At 63.7% G+C, this 4529-nt stretch carries 4 protein-coding genes, 4 tRNA genes and 1 pseudogene; 6 read left to right on the forward strand and 3 right to left on the reverse strand.

Going from position 1 to position 4529, the window contains the following annotated elements; translation table 11 throughout:
* The 3 genes and pseudogenes from CH256_RS28835 to CH256_RS27270 all read right to left on the reverse strand — a co-directional run.
* A pseudogene (locus CH256_RS28835) lies at window positions 1-120 on the reverse strand (acyl-ACP desaturase); the annotation flags it as partial.
* 271 nt (window positions 121-391) lie between these two features.
* Window positions 392-467 (reverse strand) — tRNA-Lys (locus tag CH256_RS27265).
* 69 nt (window positions 468-536) lie between these two features.
* Window positions 537-1790 carry a lipase family protein gene (locus tag CH256_RS27270; protein WP_094671529.1) on the reverse strand — a complete coding sequence of 418 codons (1254 nt, stop codon included), beginning with the start codon at window positions 1788-1790 and terminating at the stop codon, window positions 537-539.
* Between the two features lie 620 nt (window positions 1791-2410).
* Between CH256_RS27270 and CH256_RS27275 the strand changes: the two genes are divergently transcribed.
* The 6 genes from CH256_RS27275 to CH256_RS28315 form a co-directional block, all read left to right on the forward strand.
* Entirely contained in the window at window positions 2411-3079 is a 669-nt protein-coding gene (locus CH256_RS27275; protein ID WP_068047934.1) for a TetR/AcrR family transcriptional regulator, read from the forward strand.
* A 79-nt stretch (window positions 3080-3158) separates the two neighbouring features.
* Window positions 3159-3231, forward strand: a tRNA-Glu gene (locus CH256_RS27280).
* A gap of 124 nt (window positions 3232-3355) precedes the next feature.
* Window positions 3356-3429 (forward strand) — tRNA-Asp (locus CH256_RS27285).
* A 56-nt stretch (window positions 3430-3485) separates the two neighbouring features.
* A tRNA-Phe gene (locus CH256_RS27290) sits at window positions 3486-3562 on the forward strand.
* A gap of 99 nt (window positions 3563-3661) precedes the next feature.
* Window positions 3662-4237, forward strand: coding sequence for a DUF6584 family protein (locus CH256_RS27295; RefSeq protein ID WP_094671531.1), 576 nt, complete (start codon window positions 3662-3664; stop codon window positions 4235-4237).
* An 83-nt stretch (window positions 4238-4320) separates the two neighbouring features.
* Window positions 4321-4529: hypothetical protein (locus CH256_RS28315; RefSeq protein ID WP_179272257.1), on the forward strand; the 209-nt coding region annotated here is incomplete at its 3' end.

Raw genomic sequence — 4529 nt, forward strand, 5'->3', positions numbered from 1 at the left:
CCACGGGACGTAGTCGTGAGGGTGCCACTCCCGCGCCATCGAGATGTGACGGTTCACATTGTCCTCGGCAGTGGGCACCAGCTCTTGCAGAAGCTCGAGCTGTGTCAGATCCCTCGCCATTAGATCGCCTCCATAGATTGCGTACGACCGGTCCAGCTTACGGCACCGTAGGTTCGGTGTGAACCGTGTCGAGCCTGTTCACTTGCTGTTCCGGCGGTCGTGATGTTCGGTGTCGATCGACGCGATGCGCCCCCGGAGCGCCGATCCTCCGACCGGCTTTCGCGAGTTCACGACCGCTGCAGTTCCCCCTGCACGTCGCTCGGCCTCTGCCGATCGTTACGTCCGAGTGTACGTTCCGGACAGGTGTGATCACTGTTACCCGGACGGTGTGTGGTGCCCCCAGTAGGACTCGAACCTACGACCTGCGGATTAAAAGTCCGTAGCTCTACCAACTGAGCTATAGGGGCGCGGCTCGAAAGTGTAATGGGCCGCGCGGTGCCGACGGGCAGTACCCCCGGCAGTGGTGTCGACCGGGGTCAGCGTCCGAAGCTGCTGCATCCGCTCGGTACCGGAATGCCGGCCAGTCGGTCGTCGATCCAGGCGTACGCGCCCGGGATGCCGCTGAACGCGACGATCAGGTGCTCGCCGAGATACTCCTCGAGTCGGACGTTCGCACCCTGCGCGCACCACTCGTCGTAGAGGGTCTCGGCTCCCTGTCGTGGGATCCAGAACTCCTGTTGTCCCTGGTAGATCATCGTGGGGATGGTGGGGGCGAGGTCGCCGCCGAGGCGGGTCGCGGCGATGACGCGCTCGGCGATCTCGGTGCGGTCGACGTCGGGGATGTCCGAGAGCGCCTGCGCGGGGATCGGGGCCACCAGTCCACCGGGGGCGAGCAGGCTGACGCACATGTCCTTGGCGACGGTGGCCAGGCGCAGTCCGTTGGCGTTCATCAGCGAGAACAGTTCGGGGTACTCGCGGGCCACTCCGAGCGCTGCGGACAGGAAAAGCGTCGATGCCGCAGTTCCGTTCATCGACGTCAGCAGAATCCGGTAATCGGTCGGCGGACCACCGAACGCCGCGCCGACCAGGTTGACGTCGGGCGCGTACGAGGGGGCCACTTGCGCGGCCCATCCTGTGGCGATCGCCCCACCCGAATATCCCGTGACAGCGATGGGAGACGACGCGGGCAAACCGAGCTCGGGTAGCCGGACCATCGCTCGGAGGGCATCGAGTACCGCGTGCGCGGCCATGCGCCCGGCGGCGTATGCCTGCCGTGGCCCCTCGTGATCGGTGACGACGACGGCGTAGTTCTTGGCCAGGAAGGCCTGCACTGCCGGAATCTCCCGGGCCAACCCGCGCGGGAGCAGCCAGGACGGTGCGCACGTGTTGCCGAGTGAGTTGATGGCCATGTTGTACGCAACGACGGGCCGGCTTCCGGGCCCGGTCCACGGTGCGATCGGCACGATCACGGTGGTGGCCGCAGCAACGGGCCGGTCCTTGGAGTCGTTGGTACGAAACAGGATCTGCGTCGACGTGACAGGCGTGAACAGCGGCCCGACGGTCACCTGTCGGGTTGCCAGCACCGACCCGGGAGGTCGTTGTTCGTAGCCTGCGGGCGGATCGAACCAGGGCTCGCCCAGTGGGGTGGGTAGGTAGAGCGCTGGATCGGCGACGGGTGCCACGAAGTTGGCCAGAGGGTCTGCGGTCGCCGTTCCGGTCGTCGAGAGCGTGAGCACGGCCACCGCGATCACTGTCGTGATGGAACGAAATGCGCAGATCGACACCTTCATGGCATTCACTCGTCTCGGATCGGCCGATCTCCCCCTGTGGTGTATTTCACAGTAAGTCAGCGCGGGCGCGAGCTCGGTCGAAGACCGTGAACGTGTCGAAAACGTTACCGAGCGGTCTTTCTCATATCGACTATCGTGCAATCGATTTGACCGAACGCGCTCGGTACCGACGACGTATTCGTTTGGTGGGCAGTAGATTTGAAATGCTAACGAGCAAGGCGAAGCAGTTGGCGCTCGAGATCCGTTCCCGTGAAATGTAATTCGGATTTCAACCGAAAGTTGTCCCGTGCTCCTGGAGCGGCGTGGGCGACGCGTCGACCGTTCGGTTCGCGGGGAACGGACGGTGTCTCGAGCACCGCCGAAAGCGACGGGGTCGGCGTGTGGTTCGGCGCGGGGAGGGGTGCAGAAGTGCGGCTCGAGTGCGCACCCCCTGCAGCGCACTCGAGCCGCGCAGATCATACCATTCGGCTTGTTTCGGTTGCCTAACCGATTTTTCTGTCGGGTGTATGTGTCGAAGCGAACCGTAGGTGAGTCGACTCGCATGTCGTTCGGGTGAAGTACTCTCTATCTGTACTACCTGCGGATACGCAGGGCGCTTGGGGCTCGGAGGCACGGAATACATGGCACAACAAGAGCGCGCACGGCGGACCCGGGCGGCCATTGTGGAGGCGGCGGCGGCGGAATTCGCCAAACGCGGATACGCAGCTGCATCCGTCAACACCATCTTGGAGGGCTCCAATGCCACCAAGGGCGCGATGTATTTCCATTTCCAGTCCAAGGAAGATCTGGCCCGAGCTGTGCTCGCTGCCGGACTGGATCGGTACGTCGCCATCACGGAGAAGTGGGCCGACACCACTGCGCATCCGTTCTACGTCATCCGTGGGATCGTGGACGACATCGCGCAGAACTTCCAGAACGATGTGATCGTGCGCGCGGAGTTCCGACTGATAGTCGAGCCGGAGTTCTACGCGGAGGTTCATTCGGGCGGCGGTCGAGTCTGGGGCGCTCAGGGGCTCGCGCAGGCCGAGCGTGCGCTGGCGATGGGTGACCTGAAGCCGGAGTTCGACGCGACCAAGTTCGTGCGAGTGCTCGCCGCGTCGATGGCGGGTCAGCGCTACATGTCGGATCTGGTGGCCGACAACGCTGATCTGCGCGAGCGGTTCGAAGAATCCGTCGAGGTCGTGCTGCTTGCGATGGCGTCGGAGCGTTGGCTCGCCGAGTTCAAACTGCACGGGTGGGATCACTACAGTGAAAACTGCGCAAAAACCGCCTCTGACCTGCCGGTTTGAGATTTACAGCGAAAGTGTCCTAAGCTATCCCAGCTCCCAACGGAACGCCGTTGAGGGTAACGTCGAAGCAGTTCGGCGGGCCCCCTTCGTCTAGCGGCCTAGGACGCCGCCCTTTCAAGGCGGTAGCGCGGGTTCGAATCCCGTAGGGGGTACGTAGGAAGAGATCGGTTTGACAACCCGGTCGGCAGTACAGCATTCTTCGTCTCGCTCTCCGCGAGATGCGGATTTGCAGTTCGGAGAGTTTCTACGCTAGAAATAGCGCGGCAACAACAGCAAGGCCCTGTGGCGCAGTTGGTTAGCGCGCCGCCCTGTCACGGCGGAGGTCGCGGGTTCGAGTCCCGTCAGGGTCGCAACATCGATACGAGAGTATCGGCATTGCGATGGCATTGTAGTACCGGTGCCGCCCGGCCAGGTAGCTCAGTTGGTACGAGCGTCCGCCTGAAAAGCGGAAGGTCGCCGGTTCGATCCCGGCCCTGGCCACCACGATGTGGATCGACGAGCACATGTATCGACAAACACGATGAAAGCCCCTTCCGGTACTCCGGCAGGGGCTTTTTCGCGTCCACGAGTTATTGTCGACGCGTGGACGTGATCGATCGAGCGCAGGAGGATCTGGCGCGCGGAGACAGCATCGCTGCCAGGGATCGACTGGTCGGCGCATTGGTCCGAAACCCGACGTCGCCCGGCATTCTCGAATTGCTCGCGTACACGTATCTGGTACTCGGCGATCGTGCGGCGGCCGGAGCGGCATGGTTTCTCACCGACAAGTCCGACGACGATCCGACGGCGTCCGCTGCGTTCGCCGCGCTGGAGAAGCAGTACAGATCGCCCCTGATGATGGCGCGGGCCCTACCGATCCACGCGCCCTCCGATTGGTACCCCACCCGTGCGCGGATTCGGCTCGAACGGCTCGGGGCCGCGATCGAAGCCAACGGGCAACAGTGGGTGCCGCCGCGAGACGTCGTCTATTTCGACGAGGACGGGCTGAACTCGGACGACTTCTACGACTCCGATCTCGATGCCGACGATGACGATTTCGCCGGTGCTCGTGCGGGGGCGAGCTACCGCACGGTGCGACAGCGAGCCATAGCGGCGACCATCGTGATCGCTATCGCCGCCACCTCGGCGTCCGTGGTCCTGGCGCTCGTCTTCGGCTGACACCGGTTCACGAACGAAGCATTCGACGCCGAGCGTAGAGTCGCGAAAGAATTTCCGGCCGACGATCGAGGGTGACGAGTTCCATGGGCACAGCGAACGGCGCGGCGTCACCGGCTCCGCGAGACGACAACTATGCCGTCAACCTCGAGCAGGCAAAGGTGTTCGCGAGAGGACTGGCCGAACACATCGAGACGTGTTCGGCCTCCATCGAACTGGCGCAGTCCAAGGCATTTCGAGCTCGCGCGGATCGCGCCGAATCCCGTGCCCGAGCATTCGAGTCCGAGGCGTCGGC

The organism is Rhodococcus sp. 05-2254-6 (assembly GCF_002258565.1).
GTDB lineage: Bacteria > Actinomycetota > Actinomycetes > Mycobacteriales > Mycobacteriaceae > Rhodococcoides.

Coding starts and splice junctions, on each gene's coding strand:
- CH256_RS27270 (WP_094671529.1), bottom strand. CDS start 1,790: ATGAAGGTGTCGATCTGCGCATTTCGTTCCATCACGACAGTGATCGCG.
- CH256_RS27275 (WP_068047934.1), top strand. CDS start 2,411: ATGGCACAACAAGAGCGCGCACGGCGGACCCGGGCGGCCATTGTGGAG.